This is a genomic window from Arthrobacter sp. Leaf234 (assembly GCF_001422665.1).
Taxonomy (GTDB): Bacteria; Actinomycetota; Actinomycetes; order Actinomycetales; family Micrococcaceae; genus Arthrobacter_D.
Genome location: NZ_LMLU01000008.1, coordinates 150,100 through 164,793, shown reverse-complemented (window position 1 = coordinate 164,793; position 14,694 = coordinate 150,100). Strand labels below are relative to the sequence as shown.

The following is a 14,694-nucleotide window of genomic DNA, read 5'->3' as shown; positions in this document are numbered from 1 at the left end:
TTCTCGGTGGGACTTAGCCCACCCTAACAAGCCTTACCCGGCGGACGCTGGGAGTTCCGCCTGCGCTGCCGCGAGGAGCGAGCCGTCCGCGACGAGGAGCCGTGCCGCCTCGATCTCGGGGGCGAGATAGCGATCGGTCCCCGGCCCCGGGACGTCCTGCCGGAGCCGTGACCGCACGGCGCTGATGGGAGCCGAACTGCGGAGGGTGGGGGAGCTTCCGGGAGCGTCGGCGCCGGTGGACGGGTCCGTCCAGCCCTGCAGTCCGCCGTCCCGCATGTCCAGGCCGCGCGCAGCCGTGAGGATCTCGATGGCGAGCACGCGGGTGAGGCCGTCGATCGCCCGGCGGAGCTTCAGCCCGGCCGCCCAGCCCATGGACACGTGGTCCTCCTGCATGGCCGAGGAGGGGATGGAGTCGACGGAGGCTGGCTGGGCGAGGCGCTTGAGCTCGGACACGATGCCGGCCTGGGTGTACTGGGCGATCATGTGCCCGGAATCGACGCCGGGATCGTGGGCGAGGAAGGGGTTCAGCCCGTGGCTGCGGGCGCGGTCGAGGAAGCGGTCGGTGCGCCGTTCGCTCATCGAGGCGACGTCGGCGACGGCGATCGCGAGGAAGTCCAGCACGTATCCCACGGGAGCGCCGTGGAAGTTGCCGTTCGACTCGATCCGGCCGTCGGGCGTGATCACCGGGTTGTCGATGGCCGAGCCGAGCTCGATCGCGGCGACCGATTCCGCGTGCGCCAGCGTGGCCCGCGCGGCGCCGTGCACCTGGGGTGCGCACCGCAGCGAGTAGGCGTCCTGGACGCGCGTGAAGCGGTGCCGCCCCGTCGCCGACGTGAGCTGCTCGGCGATGAGCGGTGAGCCGTCCAGGAGGGCGCGGATGCCGGCGGCCGAGGCCACCTGGCCCGGGTGTGGGCGCAGGGCATGCAGGTCCTCGGCGAAGACGGCGTCCGTCCCGAGCAGTCCCTCGACGCTCATCGCGGCGGCGAGGTCCGCCGTCGCCAGCAGCAGGTGCAGGTCGGACGCCGCGAGGACCAGCATCCCCAGCATCCCGTCCGTGCCGTTGATGAGGGCCAGCCCCTCCTTCTCGCGCAGTTCGACGGGCATGATGCCCGCGGTGGCGAGGGCCTCGGCGGCGGGGACGAGCCGTCCCCGCGCATCCCGCACGTCGCCCTCGCCCATGAGCGCGAGAGCCACGTGCGAGAGCGGCGCGAGGTCGCCGGAGCAGCCCAGTGAGCCGTACTCGCCGATGACGGGGGTGATGCCGGCGTTGAGGAGGGCCGCATAGGTGGTGGCGACGACGGGACGCACACCGGTGCGGCCGGTCGCGAGGGTCGAGAGCCGGTTGAGCATGAGCCCGCGCACCACTTCGCGGTCCACCTCCGTGCCGGAGGATGCCGCGTGGCTCCGGATGAGGCTGCGCTGCAGCTGGGTGCGCTGCTCGAGCGGGATGTGCTTCGTGGCGAGGGCGCCGAAGCCGGTGGAGACGCCGTAGTGGGGGGTCCCGTCGTCGACCAGGGCGTCGACGACGGCACGGGAGGCGGCCATGGCGGCCGATGCGTCGGGATGGAGCTCGACGGTCGCGCCGGAACGGGCCACCGCGACGACGTCGACGGGCGAGAGGGGGCCGGTCCCCACGATCACGGGATGCTGCACGGGAACCTCGGTTCTGCGGTCGGACCGCTATTGCCATCTGGTGAAAAGGACGTTTCAATAAGTGAAATACAGGACCGGTTCGAAAGCAAGGAGGCGGCATGGCGGAATCGTCCACCCGCACGGTGGAGCGGGCACTGGTGCTGCTCGGCGCTGTCTGCGAGGCGGGATCGATCACGCTCGCCGACGCCGCGCGCGGGACCGGGCTCTCGGCGTCGACCGCCCTGCGGCTCCTGCGCACCCTCGAGAGCACGGGTTTCGTCCGGCGGGACGGCGACGGCTCCTACCGCCCCGGGCTCCGCGTGGTCCAGCTCGGGGCTCAGGCGCTCGGGCAGGAATCCCTCGTCTCCCTCGCCGAGCCCGCCCTCGAACGGCTGGTGGGGCAGACGGGGGAGTCCGCCTACCTGAGCGTCCCGTCGCACGACGGGCAGGGCGTGTACCTCGCCATGCGCGAGGGGACGCATTCGGTGCGCCACGCCAGCTGGGTGGGGCGCAGCATCCCGCTGGACGGCACGGCTGTCGGCGCGGTCCTGGCGGGCGCAGCCGGGCCGGACGGCTTCGTCGTCGTGCGCGACGGCGTGGAGGCCGATGTGACGGCCGTCGCCGCGCCGGTGTCCCCGGGCGGACGCGTGGTCGCGGCGATCAGCGTCGTCGTCCCCAGCTACCGCATCACCGCCACGGAGGCTCGCCGCCTCGGCGCACTCGTCGCCCGTGAGGCCGAGGACCTGCTCGCCCACATCCCGGCCGGCCCGCTCGGGCACGACCTGACAGGAGAACCCGCATGACCACCCACGATCCCGCCCGCTCCATCCGTGCGGCACGCGGAACGCAGCTCACCGCGAAGAGCTGGCAGACCGAGGCACCGCTCCGCATGCTCATGAACAACCTCGACCCCGAGGTCGCCGAGCGCCCCGAGGACCTGGTCGTCTACGGCGGCACGGGCAGGGCTGCGCGCAGCTGGGAGGCGTACGACGCGATCGTGCGCACCCTCGAGACGCTCGACGACGACGAGACGCTCCTCGTGCAGTCCGGCAAGCCCGTCGGCGTCTTCCGCACGAACCCCTGGGCTCCGCGCGTCCTGCTCGCCAACTCGAACCTCGTGGGGGACTGGGCCACCTGGCCGGAGTTCCGCCGCCTGGAGGCCGAGGGCCTCATGATGTACGGGCAGATGACGGCCGGCTCCTGGATCTACATCGGCACGCAGGGCATCCTGCAGGGCACGTACGAGACCTTCGCCGCGATCGCCCGCAAGCGCTTCGGCGGCACCCTCGCCGGCACCCTGACGCTCACGGGCGGGTGCGGCGGCATGGGTGGTGCGCAGCCGCTCGCCGTCACCCTGAACGGCGGGGCAGTCCTGATCGTCGACGTCAGCGAGGCGCGCCTCCGCCGCCGCGTCGCCAAGCGCTACCTGGACACCGTGGTGGACACGCTCGACGACGCCGTCGCGCAGGTCCTCGCCGCGAAGCGTGAGAAGCGCGCTCTGTCGGTCGGTGTCGTGGGGAATGCGGCCGCCGTGTTCCCCGAACTGCTCCGGCGCGGGTTCGACGTCGACATCGTCACGGACCAGACCTCCGCGCACGATCCGCTCAGCTACCTGCCGGAAGGCATCGCCCCCGACGAGTGGGAGCGTGAATCCGCGGCGGACCCCGACGGCTTCACGAAGAAGGCCCAGGTGTCCATGGCCCTGCAGGTCGAGGCGATGGTGGGCTTCCAGGACGCCGGCGCCGAAGTATTCGACTACGGCAACTCCATCCGCGACGAGGCCCGGAAGGGCGGCTACGGCCGCGCCTTCGCCTTCCCCGGCTTCGTGCCCGCCTACATCAGGCCGCTGTTCTGCGAAGGGCTCGGTCCGTTCCGCTGGGTGGCCCTCTCCGGGGACCCGGCGGACATCGCGGTCACCGATGCCGCCCTGAAGGAGCTGTTCCCCGACAACGTGCACCTGCACCGCTGGCTCGACGCCGCCGCCGAGCACGTCGAGTTCGAGGGCCTGCCCGCCCGGATCTGCTGGCTCGGGTACGGGGACCGCGCGAAGGCCGGGCTGCTCTTCAACCGCCTGGTCGCGGAGGGCAGGGTGTCCGCGCCGATCGTCATCGGCCGCGACCACCTCGATTCCGGCTCCGTCGCCTCCCCCTACCGCGAGACGGAGGCCATGGCGGACGGGTCGGACGCCGTCGCCGACTGGCCCCTGCTCAACGCCCTGCTCACCACGTCCTCCGGAGCCACCTGGGTGTCCATCCACCACGGCGGCGGCGTCGGGATCGGCCGGTCCATCCATGCGGGCCAGGTGTCCGTGGCCGACGGCACCGAGCTCGCCGCCCAGAAGCTCGAGCGCCTGCTCACCAACGATCCCGGCATGGGCGTCATCCGCCACGTCGATGCGGGATACGAGAGGGCACGCGAGATCGCCTCCCAGCGTGGCGTGCGCATCCCCATGGAATCCTGAGCAGGACACCACCCGCCCCACCGCAGGAAGGCACCCTCGTGCAGACCGTCTCCACCGTCCTCGACTCCATCAGCGACGTCGGCCGCGACACGTCCCGCGGCGGCTACTCCCGCGGGGTCTTCACCTCCGCCGAGCTGTCGCTGCGCGAATGGTTCGCCGCTGAGGCGACGGCCCGCGGGCTCGCGGTGGAGACGGACCGCAACGGCATCCTGTGGGGTTGGTGGGATGCCACGGGCAGCCGCGACGGCGCGCTGGTCACCGGCAGCCACCTCGACTCCGTACCCGGCGGTGGTGCGTTCGACGGGCCGCTCGGTGTCGCCTCGGCCCTCGCTGCCGTGGACCTCCTGCGCGAGCGCGGGGTGCAGACGCACCGGTCGCTGGCCGTGACGGTGTTCCCCGAGGAGGAGGGGTCCCGCTTCGGGGTGTCCTGCCTCGGCTCCCGGCTGCTCACCGGCTCCCTCGACCCGGACCACGTGCGCTCGCTCACCGACACCGACGGCACCACCTTCGCCGACGCCGCGCGTTCCGCCGGGATCGACGTCGCACACCTCGGCCGCGACGAGGAGGCCGCCCGCCGGATCGGCGACTTCGTGGAGCTGCACGTGGAGCAGGGCCGCGGGCTGATCGACCTCGACTCCGCCGTCGCCATCGGCTCCACGATGCTGGGCCACGGTCGCTGGCGCCTCTCAATCACCGGGCAGGGGAACCACGCCGGCACCACCCTCATGGCGGACCGTGCCGACCCGATGGTCGCCGCCGCGCAGGTGGTCCTCGCGGCCAGGAGGATCGCGGCCGAGCAGGAGGGGGCGCGGGCCACCGTCGGCCGGCTGCAGCCCGTCCCCGGCGGAACGAACGTCATCGCGTCCCGCGTGGACCTCTGGCTCGACGTCCGCCACGAGGAGGACGCCGTCACCGCACAGCTCATCGAGAAGATCCACGGCCAGGCCCAGAAGATCTGCGCCTTCGAGGGCTGCCGTGCCACGCTCACGGAGGAGTCGCGCAGCAGCACCGTCCACTTCGACGGCGCCCTGCAGCGGACACTGCACAACGCACTCGGGCGTTCCTTCCCGGGCACGCCGACCCTGCCCACGGGCGCGGGGCACGACGCCGGGATCCTCGGCAGCATCGCGCCGACGGCCATGCTCTTCGTCCGCAATCCCACGGGCATCAGCCACTCGCCGGAGGAGTTCGTGGAGCGCGACGACGCCGACGCCGGCGCCACCGCGCTCGCGGACGTGCTCGAAGACCTGCTGTGATCCGAGCCGCACACCGCATCGGGCGCGCCGTCCCTGCTCGCCCGGCGGGCCCCGCCCTCGTTCGCCCGGCAGGACCCGGCGGCCTCGCAGTCCCGGCGGGTCCCGCCGGTCACGCACTGACCGGCGGCCCGGCCGATCCTGCGTCCCGTGCCGTCCGGGCGGTCTGGTGTGAGTCCGCGTGGCTCGGCACGGAGGGCGTGGTCGAGGCCGTGCGGATCGAGGTCGACGCCGACGGGTACGTGGCCGGCGTCCGCCCGGGCCACCCCGCGCAGGAGGGCGACGTCGTCCTCCACGGCGTGGCCTTCCCCGCCGCCGCGAACGGACACTCCCACGCCTTCCACCGGGCGCTGCGCGGTCGGACGCACGACCGCGGCGGGACGTTCTGGACGTGGCGGGAGACGATGTACCGGGTAGCACGGGCCCTCACGCCGGCACTGTACGAGGACCTCGCCACCGCCGCCTACGCCGAGATGGTCGCCGCGGGCTGGACGAGCGTCGCCGAGTTCCACTACATCCACCACCTTCCCGACGGGACGCCGTACGGCCACGCGACCGGCGAACCCCACGCGATGGAACTCGCCCTCGCCCGAGCCGCCGTGCGCGCCGGCATCCGGCTGACCCTGCTCGACACGTGCTACCTCGCCGGCGGTTTCGGGCAGCCGCTCGAGGACGGGCAGCGCCGGTTCTCGGACGGGAGCGCAGAGCGGTGGCTCGAGCGGCTGGACGCGCTGCGGGCCACCGTCGCCGGGCTGTACCCGGACCACCACGTGTCGGTCGGGGCGGCCCTGCACTCGGTGCGGGCCGTGCCGGAGCGGGACCTCGCGGTGATCGCGGACCGGCTGCCGGCCGATCTGCCCCTCCACGTGCATCTCTCCGAGCAGCCCGCAGAGAACGAGGACTGCCTCCGCGCGACCGGACTGACGCCCGCCGGTCTGCTGCAGCGGCACGGACTCGTGGACCGGCGCCTCTCGGTGGTCCACGCCACCCATCTCGGCGAGGAGGACATCGCCCTGCTCGGCGGTGCGGGCGCCGGTGTCGTGCTCTGTCCCACCACCGAGGCGGACCTCGCCGACGGGCTTGGGCCGGCGGGTCCGCTCCGCGCGGCGGGAGCGGTCCTGGCGCTCGGCACCGACCAGCACGCCGTCGTCGACCCCTGGCTGGAGATGCGCGCGCTCGAATACGGCGAGCGGCTCCGCACCGGGCGGCGCGGCCACTTCGACCCGGAGACCCTGCACGGCATCGCCTCGTCGGGCGGCGCCCGGGCGCAGGGTCGCCGGAGCGCCGGCATCGGTGCCGGGTCCGTCGCCGACCTCATGGCCATCGATCCGCACACCGCCCGTACCGCCGGGTCCTCGTGGGACCAGCTCGCCTACACGGCGACGGCGCAGGACGTGACGGGCGTCGTCGTCGGCGGGGTGCTCACCGCCCGGAACGGTACCCACGTCACCCTCGGGGATCCCGCCGGGTCGCTCGTCGCAGCGATCGACCGGCTGGACGCCGCGGTGGCCGCCGACGGTCAGACCTCCGCATCCAGCTACATCCACCCCCGGGAGCGGCACTGATGTCCATCCTCATCACGCACATCGGCGAGCTGACGACGCAGGACGCCGGGCACGCCGTCCTGCAAGATGCCGCCGTGGTCCTCGAGGGGGAGCGGATCAGCTGGATCGGCCCGGCCTCGGCAGCACCCGCGGCGGACACGGCCTACGACGCCGGTGGCCGCGCGGGCCTGCCCGGCTGGGTGGACAGTCATACGCACCTCGTCTTCGCCGGCGATCGCACCGCCGAGTTCGAGGCCCGGATGGCGGGGGAGTCCTATGCCGCGGGCGGCATCGCCGTCACGGTCGAGGCGACGCGCGCCGCGGGGGACTACGACCTCACGCGCCTCCTGCTGGCCCGGGTCGCCGAGGCCGCCTCGGGCGGGACCACCTACGTCGAGACGAAGACGGGGTACGGGCTCGATGTCGGGCACGAGGCCCGCAGCGCGCGCATCGCCGCCGGCGTCGTCGACGAGGTCACCTTCCTCGGCGCGCACCTCGTCCCGCGCGGGTGGGACGCGGACGCGTACACGGACCTCGTCTGCGGACCGATGCTCGACGCCGTCCGCCCCTTCGTCCGCTGGGCGGACGTCTTCTGCGAGACCGGTGCCTTCACGGCCGACCAGTCCCGCCGCGTCCTCGCCGCCTGCGCCGCGGCCGGACTCGGCCTGCGCGTGCACGGCAACCAGCTGGGCCCCGGCCACGGGGTGGCCCTGGCCGTCGAGTTCGGCGCCGCCAGCGTGGACCACGTCAACCACCTGGCCGACGGCGATGTCGACGCGCTCGCCGGCACCTGGGACGCCGGCACCTCGAACGCCGGCCCCTGGAACGCCGGGCATGGACGACCCGGCACCGTCGCGACGTGCCTGCCCGCCTGCGACCTCTCGACCCGGCAACCCTTCCCGCCCGCGCGCCGGCTCCTCGACGCCGGAGTCCAGATCGCGCTCGCGAGCAACTGCAACCCCGGGACGTCCTACACCAGCTCCATGGGCTTCTGCGTCGCCACGGCCGTCCTGCAGATGGGCCTCACCGTCCACGAGGCCGTGCGCGCCGCGACCTACGGCGGAGCCCTCGCCCTGCGCCGGCACGCGGGCGACGACGCCGACGGACGCCGGGCGGTCGGCTCTCTCGCGGTGGGACACAGGGCCGACCTGCAACTGCTGAACGCGCCGTCGGCGGCTCACCTGGCCTACCGGCCGGGGATGCCGCTCGTGCATGCGGTGTGGAAGGCGGGCACGCGCGTCCGCTAGCCCGTCCGGGCCGTCCGGACCGTCCGGACCGTCCGGACCGTCCGGACCGTCCGGCACGCAGAGTGCTCGACGGCGGGTTGGGAATCCCCAGCCGGCGCTGGGAGGATGACGCCATGCATCCGGATCCTCCCTCCTCCGCACACCTGCAGCCCGGGTCCCCGTCCACGTCCCGGTCCGGACCACGTGCATCCGGGACCGGCGGCACGCCCGAGCCCACGTCGGGGCCGGCCTCCGCTCCTCGGCGCCGCATCAGGGTGGAGCTGCTCATCGTCCTCGGACTCTCGCTCGGGCAGTCCGGCGTCTACGCGATCGTCAACCTCGCGGAGAAGCTCACCCGCGGACCGCTCGCCGCCCAGACCACCACACTGAATCCGGTGCTCAACGAGCGCCAGTACTTCGATCTCACGTACCAGCTCCTGAACATCGCCTTCGCGCTGGTCCCGGTGGCCCTGGTCCTCTACCTCCTCGGCGGTCACGGGGTCTCCGCCTTCCGCCGGCTCGGGTTCACGTTCGAGAAACCGCTCCGGACGGTGGGTTTCGGCGTCGGGCTCGCGGGCATCATCGGCGTCGGGACGCTCGGCGTCTACGCCGGGGGGAGGGCGCTCGGCATCACCACCGCGCTCGTCCCGGCGGCGCTGGACGCCTACTGGTGGACCATCCCGGTGCTCGTCCTGTCCGCGGTGCGGCACGCCGTGCTGGAGGAGGTGATCGTGGTGGGGTATCTGTTCATCCGGTTGCGTGAGCTCGGATGGTCGACGCCCGCCATCGTCGTCAGCAGTGCCCTCCTGCGCGGCAGCTATCACCTGTACCAGGGTTTCGGCCCGTTCATCGGCAACGTCCTGATGGGTCTGCTGTTCGGCTGGTTCTACACGCGCACGCGCCGTATCATGCCGCTGGTGATCGCGCACGCGCTCATCGACATCACCGGTTTCGTCGGATTCGCGCTCATCGGACCGGCCATCGGAATTGGCGGTTGAATAAAGAAAGGCTTCCCTTTGTTCATTTGCGCGCACGAATCATGACTAAATTATCCGCTAATTACGGGTTTATGCTCACTTCATCCGGCACAGACAACGGCGGCTCCGACAGGGACCCCACCGGACCAGCCAGGAGGAATCATGAGCAGCGCCCCCAGTGCCCCCAGTGTCACCAGTGTCTCCGAGTGCAGTGTCCGCAACTGCTCCTTCAACCACGACGGCTGCACCGCCGTCGCCATCACGGTGTCGGGCAGCGAGGAGCACGCCTCGTGTGCCACGTTCATCGACACGTCCATCAGCGGCGGGCTGCCGAAGATGCTCGCGCACGTCGGCGCCTGCCAGCGCTCCGAGTGCAGCTTCAACCACGATCTCCTCTGCAGCGCGCCGGCCGTGAAAGTGGGTCCGGGTGCCGAGGCCGCTGACTGCCTCACCTACACGCACGCCTGACCGGCTGAGGCGGTCGACAACGGCCGCCACACGGAGAAGGACCGGACGACAGTCCGGTCCTTCTCCGTGTTCGCCTCGTCGCGAGCTCTCAGATCTCGACGCGTCCCTCGCCGGTCTCGAAGGTCACGGACATGATGCCGGGGGTGCCGTTCGGAGCGATCCACTGCACCTGGACGCCGTCGAGCGTCTCCTCGACCGCAGTGCCGAGCCACTCGGTGACGCGCTCGGAGGACCCCGCGATGGTCAGGCAGTCGAGCTTGACCGACGCCGGGCGTGCCTTGGACGGGTGGAGTTCCTCGGTGCCCTCGTCCCAGCGGAGGAGGTAGGGGACCTGCGGGTCCGCGATGAGGCCCTTGATGCCGATCTGCTGCCAGGTCAGTTCCTGGCCGTCCGGGAACTTGCGGTTCCCTGGGACGGCGCTGCGGCCGAGGCGTTCCTCGAACGGGCCCAGGTCGTCGACAGCGACGCACCAGCCCATCCAGCCTCCGCCGGCCTCGGAGCGGGCGCGGACGGCCTGGCCGAAGGGCGCCTTGTCCGACGCAGGGTGGTTCAGCACCTCCACGACCTCGAGGTACTGGCTGTTGGCCAGCGGGAAGATCATGTTGCGGGTGCCGAAACGCGGGTGCACACCGCCCTTCACGGGCTCCATGCCGAGCCGGGCCGAGATCCGGTCGGCGGTCGCGGCAAGTCCATCGGGTTCACAGGCATAAGAGACGTGGTCCAGGCGCATGCGGTTATTTTGGCACTAAGTGATGCACCTCTCGACTTAGGGCCGCCTTACCCGTGGACAGCGCCCACCGGCCCTGCCGGAGCGCCGTCCGAGGCGGCGGCGGAGCACAGAGCCGGTGGGTCGGATGCCGGCGCGAGGCACCGCCGGGAACCGGAGGGGCACCTGGGGCGACGTTCCGTGCCGGCTTCACGGAGGGTCACACGGGTTGCCGGACACGCTCCCATACGTTTTCATGGGTGCAGGTCATGAGTGCCAGCACGAAGCCCCGGCTTGCTGGCCGGCAACCCTCCAACCGCGGTGGGGTGCCCCGGGTGAGGACCAGGTCCGGCGCCGGTTCGGCGTCGTTCAAGCGCGGGCTCCTGCGGGGCCCGGTCTCCCGGAGCCGGAACTGTCGGCGGGAGCATCGGAGATCGCAGGGCCCCTACCGACAGGGAGCACCATGTCCAACGATTGGTCTTTCGAGACACGCCAGATCCACGCCGGCCAGGTGCCGGACGCAGCCACGGGGTCCCGGGCCCTCCCCATCTACCAGACCTCCTCGTTCGTGTTCCCGAGCGCCGAGAGTGCGGCGAACCGGTTCTCGCTGACCGAGCTCGCGCCCATCTACACCCGGATCGGCAATCCGACGCAGGAGGCCGTGGAGACCCGGATCGCGAGCCTGGAGGGTGGCGTCGGTGCGCTGCTCCTCGCCTCGGGCCAGGCCGCCGGGACCTTCGCGGTGCTGAACATCGCCGAGGCGGGGGACCACATCGTCGCCAGCCCGAGCCTCTACGGGGGTACGTACAACCTGTTCAGGCACACACTGAAGAAATTCGGGATCGAGACCACGTTCGTGGAGGACCCGGACGATCTCGAGCAGTGGCGTGCGGCGGTCCGCCCGAACACCAAGCTCTTCTTCGGCGAAGTGGTCTCCAATCCCCGCCAGGACGTCCTCGATCTGGAGGGCATCAGCGGTGTCGCCCACGAGCACGGGCTCCCGCTGATCGTGGACAACACGCTCTCCACCCCGTATCTCATCCGGCCCATCGAGTGGGGCGCGGATATCGTGGTCCACTCGGCCACGAAATACCTGGGCGGGCACGGCACCGCGATCGCGGGCGTGATCGTGGACTCCGGGAACTTCGACTTCGCCCGGTACCCGGAGCGGTTCCCCGGCTTCAACACGCCGGACGAGAGCTACCACGGACTCGTCTACGCGCGTGACCTCGGTGTCGGAAGCCCGCTCGGCGCCAACCTCGCCTACATCCTCAAGGCACGGGTGCAGCTCCTGCGCGATCTCGGCGCCGCGGTCTCTCCGTTCAACGCCTTCCTGATCGCGCAGGGCCTCGAGACGCTCAGCCTCAGGGTGGAGCGGCATGTGCAGAACGCCCAGGCCGTCGCCGAGTGGCTGGAGGCGCACGACGACGTCGAGCGGGTCTCCTACGCGGGCCTGCCGTCCAGCCCCTGGTACGAGCGCGGCCGGAAGTACGGGCGCATCGGCACGGGGGCGATCGTGAGCTTCGACATCGCCGGGGGGCTCGAGGCGGGCAAGCGCTTCGTCGACGGTCTCGAACTGCACTCGCACGTGGCGAACGTGGGGGATGTGCGGTCGCTCGTCATCCACCCCGCATCCACCACCCACAGCCAGCTCGGCGCGGAGGCGCAGCTCACGGCGGGCGTCCGGCCGGGCCTCGTCCGCCTGTCCGTGGGACTCGAGAACATCACCGACATCCTCGCCGACCTCGACGCCGGCTTCCGAGCGGCCAAAGGAGCCTGACCCTTCGTGACCACCTACCCTCCCGCTCCGCTGCACCAGGGGAACGACGCCGGCCCCTCGGGGGACGGGTTCCTGCGCGTCGCCCCGATCGGCCCCCTGGCCCTCGAGACCGGGGGCGCGCTGCCGGACGTGCAGCTCGCCTTCGAGACGTGGGGGGAGCTGGATGCGGAGGCATCGAACGCGGTGCTGGTGCAGCACGCCCTCACGGGCAGCTCGCACGTCGCACGCGGTGCGTCGGAGGAGGAGGGCTGGTGGGACGCGCTCGTGGGCCCCGGGCGGACGGTGGACACGGACCGCTTCTTCGTGGTGTCGATCAACATGGTGGGCGGCTGCTACGGCTCGACGGGGCCGGCCAGCCTGGCGCCCGACGGTGCCCCCTGGGGCTCCCGTTTCCCGTTCGTCACCATCCGGGACGGGGTTCGGGCGGAGGCGTTGCTCGCCGACCAGCTCGGCATCCACCGCTGGCACTCGGTCCTCGGCGGATCCATGGGAGGCGCGCGTGCCCTCGAGTGGGCCCTGATGTACCCGGACCGCGTGGAGCGATGCGCCGTCATCGCCTGCACAGCCGCCAGTTCGGCCGAACAGATAGCGTTCGCCCAGGCGCAGCTGCAGGCGATCCGCCTGGATCCCGCCTACCGCGGCGGCGACTACTACGACGGTCCGCATCCGGATGCGGGCCTCGGGCTGGCGCGCCGCATCGCCCACATCACCTACCGCTCGGAAGGGGAGTTCGAGACACGCTTCGGCCGGAGCGAGCAGGATGCCGAGCAACCCCTCGGTGCGGTGGTGCCCGCCGACCGTGGGCGGTACCAGGTGGAGAGTTACCTCGACCACCAGGCCGAGAAGCTGGTGGACCGGTTCGATGCCAACAGCTACGTGATCCTGACGGAGGCGCTCATGAGCCACGACGCCGGCCGCGCCCGGGGGAGCCTCGACGCCGCCCTCGCTGCCGCGCCGGCACAGTTCTTCGTCGCGGCGGTCGGCTCCGACCGGCTGTACGTCCCCGGGCAGTCCCATCGCCTGGCGGCGGGGCTGCCCGGGGAGGTGCCCGTCCACACGATCACCTCACCGGTGGGCCACGATGCCTTCCTCACGGAGATCCACCAGCTCGACGCGCAGTTGCGCGATGCCTTCTACGCGAAGTAGAAGTTTCGCGGCGGCTGCTGTTGGGTTTCTCCGGGCCTGCCCCTAGGCTGGGAGCTAAGCCTGCTTATCGATTGCCGGCAGGCAAGCCCGGGACCCTGTCCCGCGCGCACCACACCGACGGATGAAGAGGAGCTGTTCATGGAACTGAGCACCATTGGCTGGAACCAGGAAGCACGCGACAAGATCCTGCTCGACGCCGACCGGGCGCTGCAGGGCGCGGTGAAGGAGGCGGCGGAGACCATGGACGGCAAGTCCCGCGACGAGGTCTACGAGTTCCTCTTCGAGAAGCTCAAGCCGCAGTTCGTCGACTTCAAGCCGGGGCCCGATCTCAGCGCCTGCGCGGACGCGGTCGCCAACGGCGAGGTCGCGCTCGAGAGCTGACTCCAGGGCGTCGCCCTCGGCGCCCTCAAGACACCGGTGATGACCGGTCGGCTGCCCGCCGACCGGTCATCGTCGTCTCCGGGACGCTGGGAAGGGTCGTCCCTGGGACGCGGTGAAGGGTCGCGTCCGGGACGCGGGACGGCTCGCCTCCGGGACGCCGGGAACACTGGTCCCCGGGCCGACGAGCGAGGGGCGGCGGACGGCCCCGCGTGCCGCGGCGGACGGCGAGCTAGTCCGCGGCGCCCGGTGGCATGCCCGGTCCGAAGATCGGTGCCGGTTCGAGCCGCTTGGCGGTGACGCCGTCTCCCGAGGACTGGTGCCGCAGGCGGCGCAGGACCCACGGCACGAAGTACTCGCGTGCCCACACGAGGTCCTCCGCGCGTGCGGCCCGCCAGGTGCGAGCCGGCAGCTCCTTGGGCTGCAGCGGCTCGAGGGTGTGCCTCACCGCGAGGGTGTCGAGGACCATCGCGGCGATGGTGTGGTGGCCGAGCGGCGAGAAGTGCAGCCTGTCCGTGGACCACATCTGCGGATCGAGCAGCTGCCGGAGCGCCCACATGTCCGCGATGACCGCCTCGTGCCGCGTCGCGATGGTGCGCAGGTTCTCGTTGTAGATCGCGGTCTTGGAGCGGATGCTCCCGAGGACGGTCTCGCGCACGTCCGGCCCCGTGAACAGCACCACGGTCGTCCCCGAACCGGCGAGGGTCCCGACGACGTCGTCGAGCTTGGCCGCGAGCAGATCGGGATCGCCGCCCGGACGCAGCAGGTCGTTGCCGCCTGCCGAGATGGTGACGAGGTCGGGACGCAGGGTGATCGCGGCGTCGACCTGCTGGTCGACGATCTGCTGGAGGAGGCGCCCGCGCACGGCGAGGTTCGCGTAGGCGAAGTTCGACTGGCCGCGCGCCAGTTCCTCGGCGACGCGGTCCGCCCAGCCGCGGTTACCGCCGACGCTGGCCGGGTTCGGATCGCCGATCCCCTCGGTGAAGGAGTCACCGAGTGCCACGTAGCGATGCCACGGGTGCGGCTCGGAGTTGAGGGTGGGGTCGATCATCGGGCCGTTCGGGATGGGCTGGGCGTTGCTCTGCGGGGGACCCCCGGTGTTCGCTGCACTCACCGCACCATT

13 protein-coding genes and 1 riboswitch are annotated in these 14,694 nt (G+C 71.8%); of the genes, 10 read left to right on the top strand and 3 right to left on the bottom strand.

Features of this window, described 5'->3' with window-relative positions; translation table 11 throughout:
* Positions 1-33 precede the first annotated feature (33 nt).
* Positions 34-1,653 carry a histidine ammonia-lyase gene (gene hutH / locus ASF21_RS14415; protein ID WP_055772735.1) on the bottom strand — a complete coding sequence of 540 codons (1,620 nt, stop codon included), beginning with the start codon at positions 1,651-1,653 and terminating at the stop codon, positions 34-36.
* Between the two features lie 98 nt (positions 1,654-1,751).
* Here hutH and ASF21_RS14410 point away from each other — a divergent pair, with 98 nt between their 5' ends.
* From ASF21_RS14410 to ASF21_RS14380, 7 genes are all read left to right on the top strand, one after another.
* On the top strand, positions 1,752-2,435 hold the full coding sequence (locus tag ASF21_RS14410; protein WP_055772732.1) for an IclR family transcriptional regulator: 684 nt from the start codon (positions 1,752-1,754) through the stop codon (positions 2,433-2,435).
* The gene (hutU, locus tag ASF21_RS14405) at positions 2,432-4,093 is read left to right on the top strand and encodes a urocanate hydratase (protein WP_055772730.1); all 1,662 of its coding nucleotides are present in this window, start codon (positions 2,432-2,434) and stop codon (positions 4,091-4,093) included. The genes ASF21_RS14410 and hutU overlap by 4 nt, the downstream gene beginning before the upstream one ends.
* Before the next feature lie 38 nt (positions 4,094-4,131).
* The gene (locus ASF21_RS14400; protein ID WP_055772727.1) at positions 4,132-5,349 is read left to right on the top strand and encodes an allantoate amidohydrolase; all 1,218 of its coding nucleotides are present in this window, start codon (positions 4,132-4,134) and stop codon (positions 5,347-5,349) included.
* Positions 5,346-6,911 carry a formimidoylglutamate deiminase gene (locus ASF21_RS14395; protein WP_235499002.1) on the top strand — a complete coding sequence of 522 codons (1,566 nt, stop codon included), beginning with the start codon at positions 5,346-5,348 and terminating at the stop codon, positions 6,909-6,911. The genes ASF21_RS14400 and ASF21_RS14395 overlap by 4 nt, the downstream gene beginning before the upstream one ends.
* Positions 6,911-8,137, top strand: coding sequence for an amidohydrolase family protein (locus ASF21_RS14390; RefSeq protein WP_055772724.1), 1,227 nt, complete (start codon positions 6,911-6,913; stop codon positions 8,135-8,137). The genes ASF21_RS14395 and ASF21_RS14390 overlap by 1 nt, the downstream gene beginning before the upstream one ends.
* Positions 8,138-8,250: 113 nt before the next feature.
* Positions 8,251-9,114, top strand: coding sequence for a CPBP family intramembrane glutamic endopeptidase (locus ASF21_RS14385; RefSeq protein WP_082471603.1), 864 nt, complete (start codon positions 8,251-8,253; stop codon positions 9,112-9,114).
* A gap of 141 nt (positions 9,115-9,255) precedes the next feature.
* Positions 9,256-9,561 carry a DUF1540 domain-containing protein gene (locus ASF21_RS14380; RefSeq protein ID WP_055772722.1) on the top strand — a complete coding sequence of 102 codons (306 nt, stop codon included), beginning with the start codon at positions 9,256-9,258 and terminating at the stop codon, positions 9,559-9,561.
* A gap of 88 nt (positions 9,562-9,649) precedes the next feature.
* Here the strand turns inward: ASF21_RS14380 and ASF21_RS14375 are convergent, their stop codons facing one another.
* Entirely contained in the window at positions 9,650-10,291 is a 642-nt protein-coding gene (locus tag ASF21_RS14375; RefSeq protein ID WP_055772719.1) for a VOC family protein, read from the bottom strand.
* A gap of 241 nt (positions 10,292-10,532) precedes the next feature.
* Positions 10,533-10,649: riboswitch (SAM riboswitch) on the top strand.
* A gap of 81 nt (positions 10,650-10,730) precedes the next feature.
* On the opposite strand from ASF21_RS14375, the gene ASF21_RS14370 reads away from it, so the two are divergent.
* The 3 genes from ASF21_RS14370 to ASF21_RS14360 all read left to right on the top strand — a co-directional run bounded on the left by ASF21_RS14370 (position 10,731) and on the right by ASF21_RS14360 (position 13,574).
* Positions 10,731-12,047, top strand: coding sequence for a bifunctional o-acetylhomoserine/o-acetylserine sulfhydrylase (locus ASF21_RS14370; protein ID WP_055772716.1), 1,317 nt, complete (start codon positions 10,731-10,733; stop codon positions 12,045-12,047).
* A gap of 6 nt (positions 12,048-12,053) precedes the next feature.
* Positions 12,054-13,193 (top strand): homoserine O-acetyltransferase MetX, encoded by a 1,140-nt coding sequence (gene metX, locus ASF21_RS14365; RefSeq protein WP_082471602.1) that lies wholly within the window; start codon positions 12,054-12,056, stop codon positions 13,191-13,193.
* A 138-nt stretch (positions 13,194-13,331) separates the two neighbouring features.
* Entirely contained in the window at positions 13,332-13,574 is a 243-nt protein-coding gene (locus ASF21_RS14360; RefSeq protein WP_055772713.1) for a hypothetical protein, read from the top strand.
* A gap of 229 nt (positions 13,575-13,803) precedes the next feature.
* Here ASF21_RS14360 and ASF21_RS14355 read toward each other — a convergent pair whose 3' ends face one another.
* On the bottom strand, positions 13,804-14,622 hold the full coding sequence (locus ASF21_RS14355; protein ID WP_055772850.1) for an SGNH/GDSL hydrolase family protein: 819 nt from the start codon (positions 14,620-14,622) through the stop codon (positions 13,804-13,806).
* Positions 14,623-14,694 lie beyond the last annotated feature (72 nt).

Bases quoted from the DNA above. Each gene is read 5' to 3' on its own strand.
- ASF21_RS14410 (WP_055772732.1), top strand. From the start codon at position 1,752: ATGGCGGAATCGTCCACCCGCACGGTGGAGCGGGCACTGGTGCTGCTC.
- hutU (WP_055772730.1), top strand. From the start codon at position 2,432: ATGACCACCCACGATCCCGCCCGCTCCATCCGTGCGGCACGCGGAACG.
- ASF21_RS14390 (WP_055772724.1), top strand. From the start codon at position 6,911: ATGTCCATCCTCATCACGCACATCGGCGAGCTGACGACGCAGGACGCC.
- ASF21_RS14385 (WP_082471603.1), top strand. From the start codon at position 8,251: ATGCATCCGGATCCTCCCTCCTCCGCACACCTGCAGCCCGGGTCCCCG.
- ASF21_RS14380 (WP_055772722.1), top strand. From the start codon at position 9,256: ATGAGCAGCGCCCCCAGTGCCCCCAGTGTCACCAGTGTCTCCGAGTGC.
- ASF21_RS14375 (WP_055772719.1), bottom strand. From the start codon at position 10,291: ATGCGCCTGGACCACGTCTCTTATGCCTGTGAACCCGATGGACTTGCC.
- ASF21_RS14370 (WP_055772716.1), top strand. From the start codon at position 10,731: ATGTCCAACGATTGGTCTTTCGAGACACGCCAGATCCACGCCGGCCAG.
- ASF21_RS14360 (WP_055772713.1), top strand. From the start codon at position 13,332: ATGGAACTGAGCACCATTGGCTGGAACCAGGAAGCACGCGACAAGATC.
- ASF21_RS14355 (WP_055772850.1), bottom strand. From the start codon at position 14,622: ATGATCGACCCCACCCTCAACTCCGAGCCGCACCCGTGGCATCGCTAC.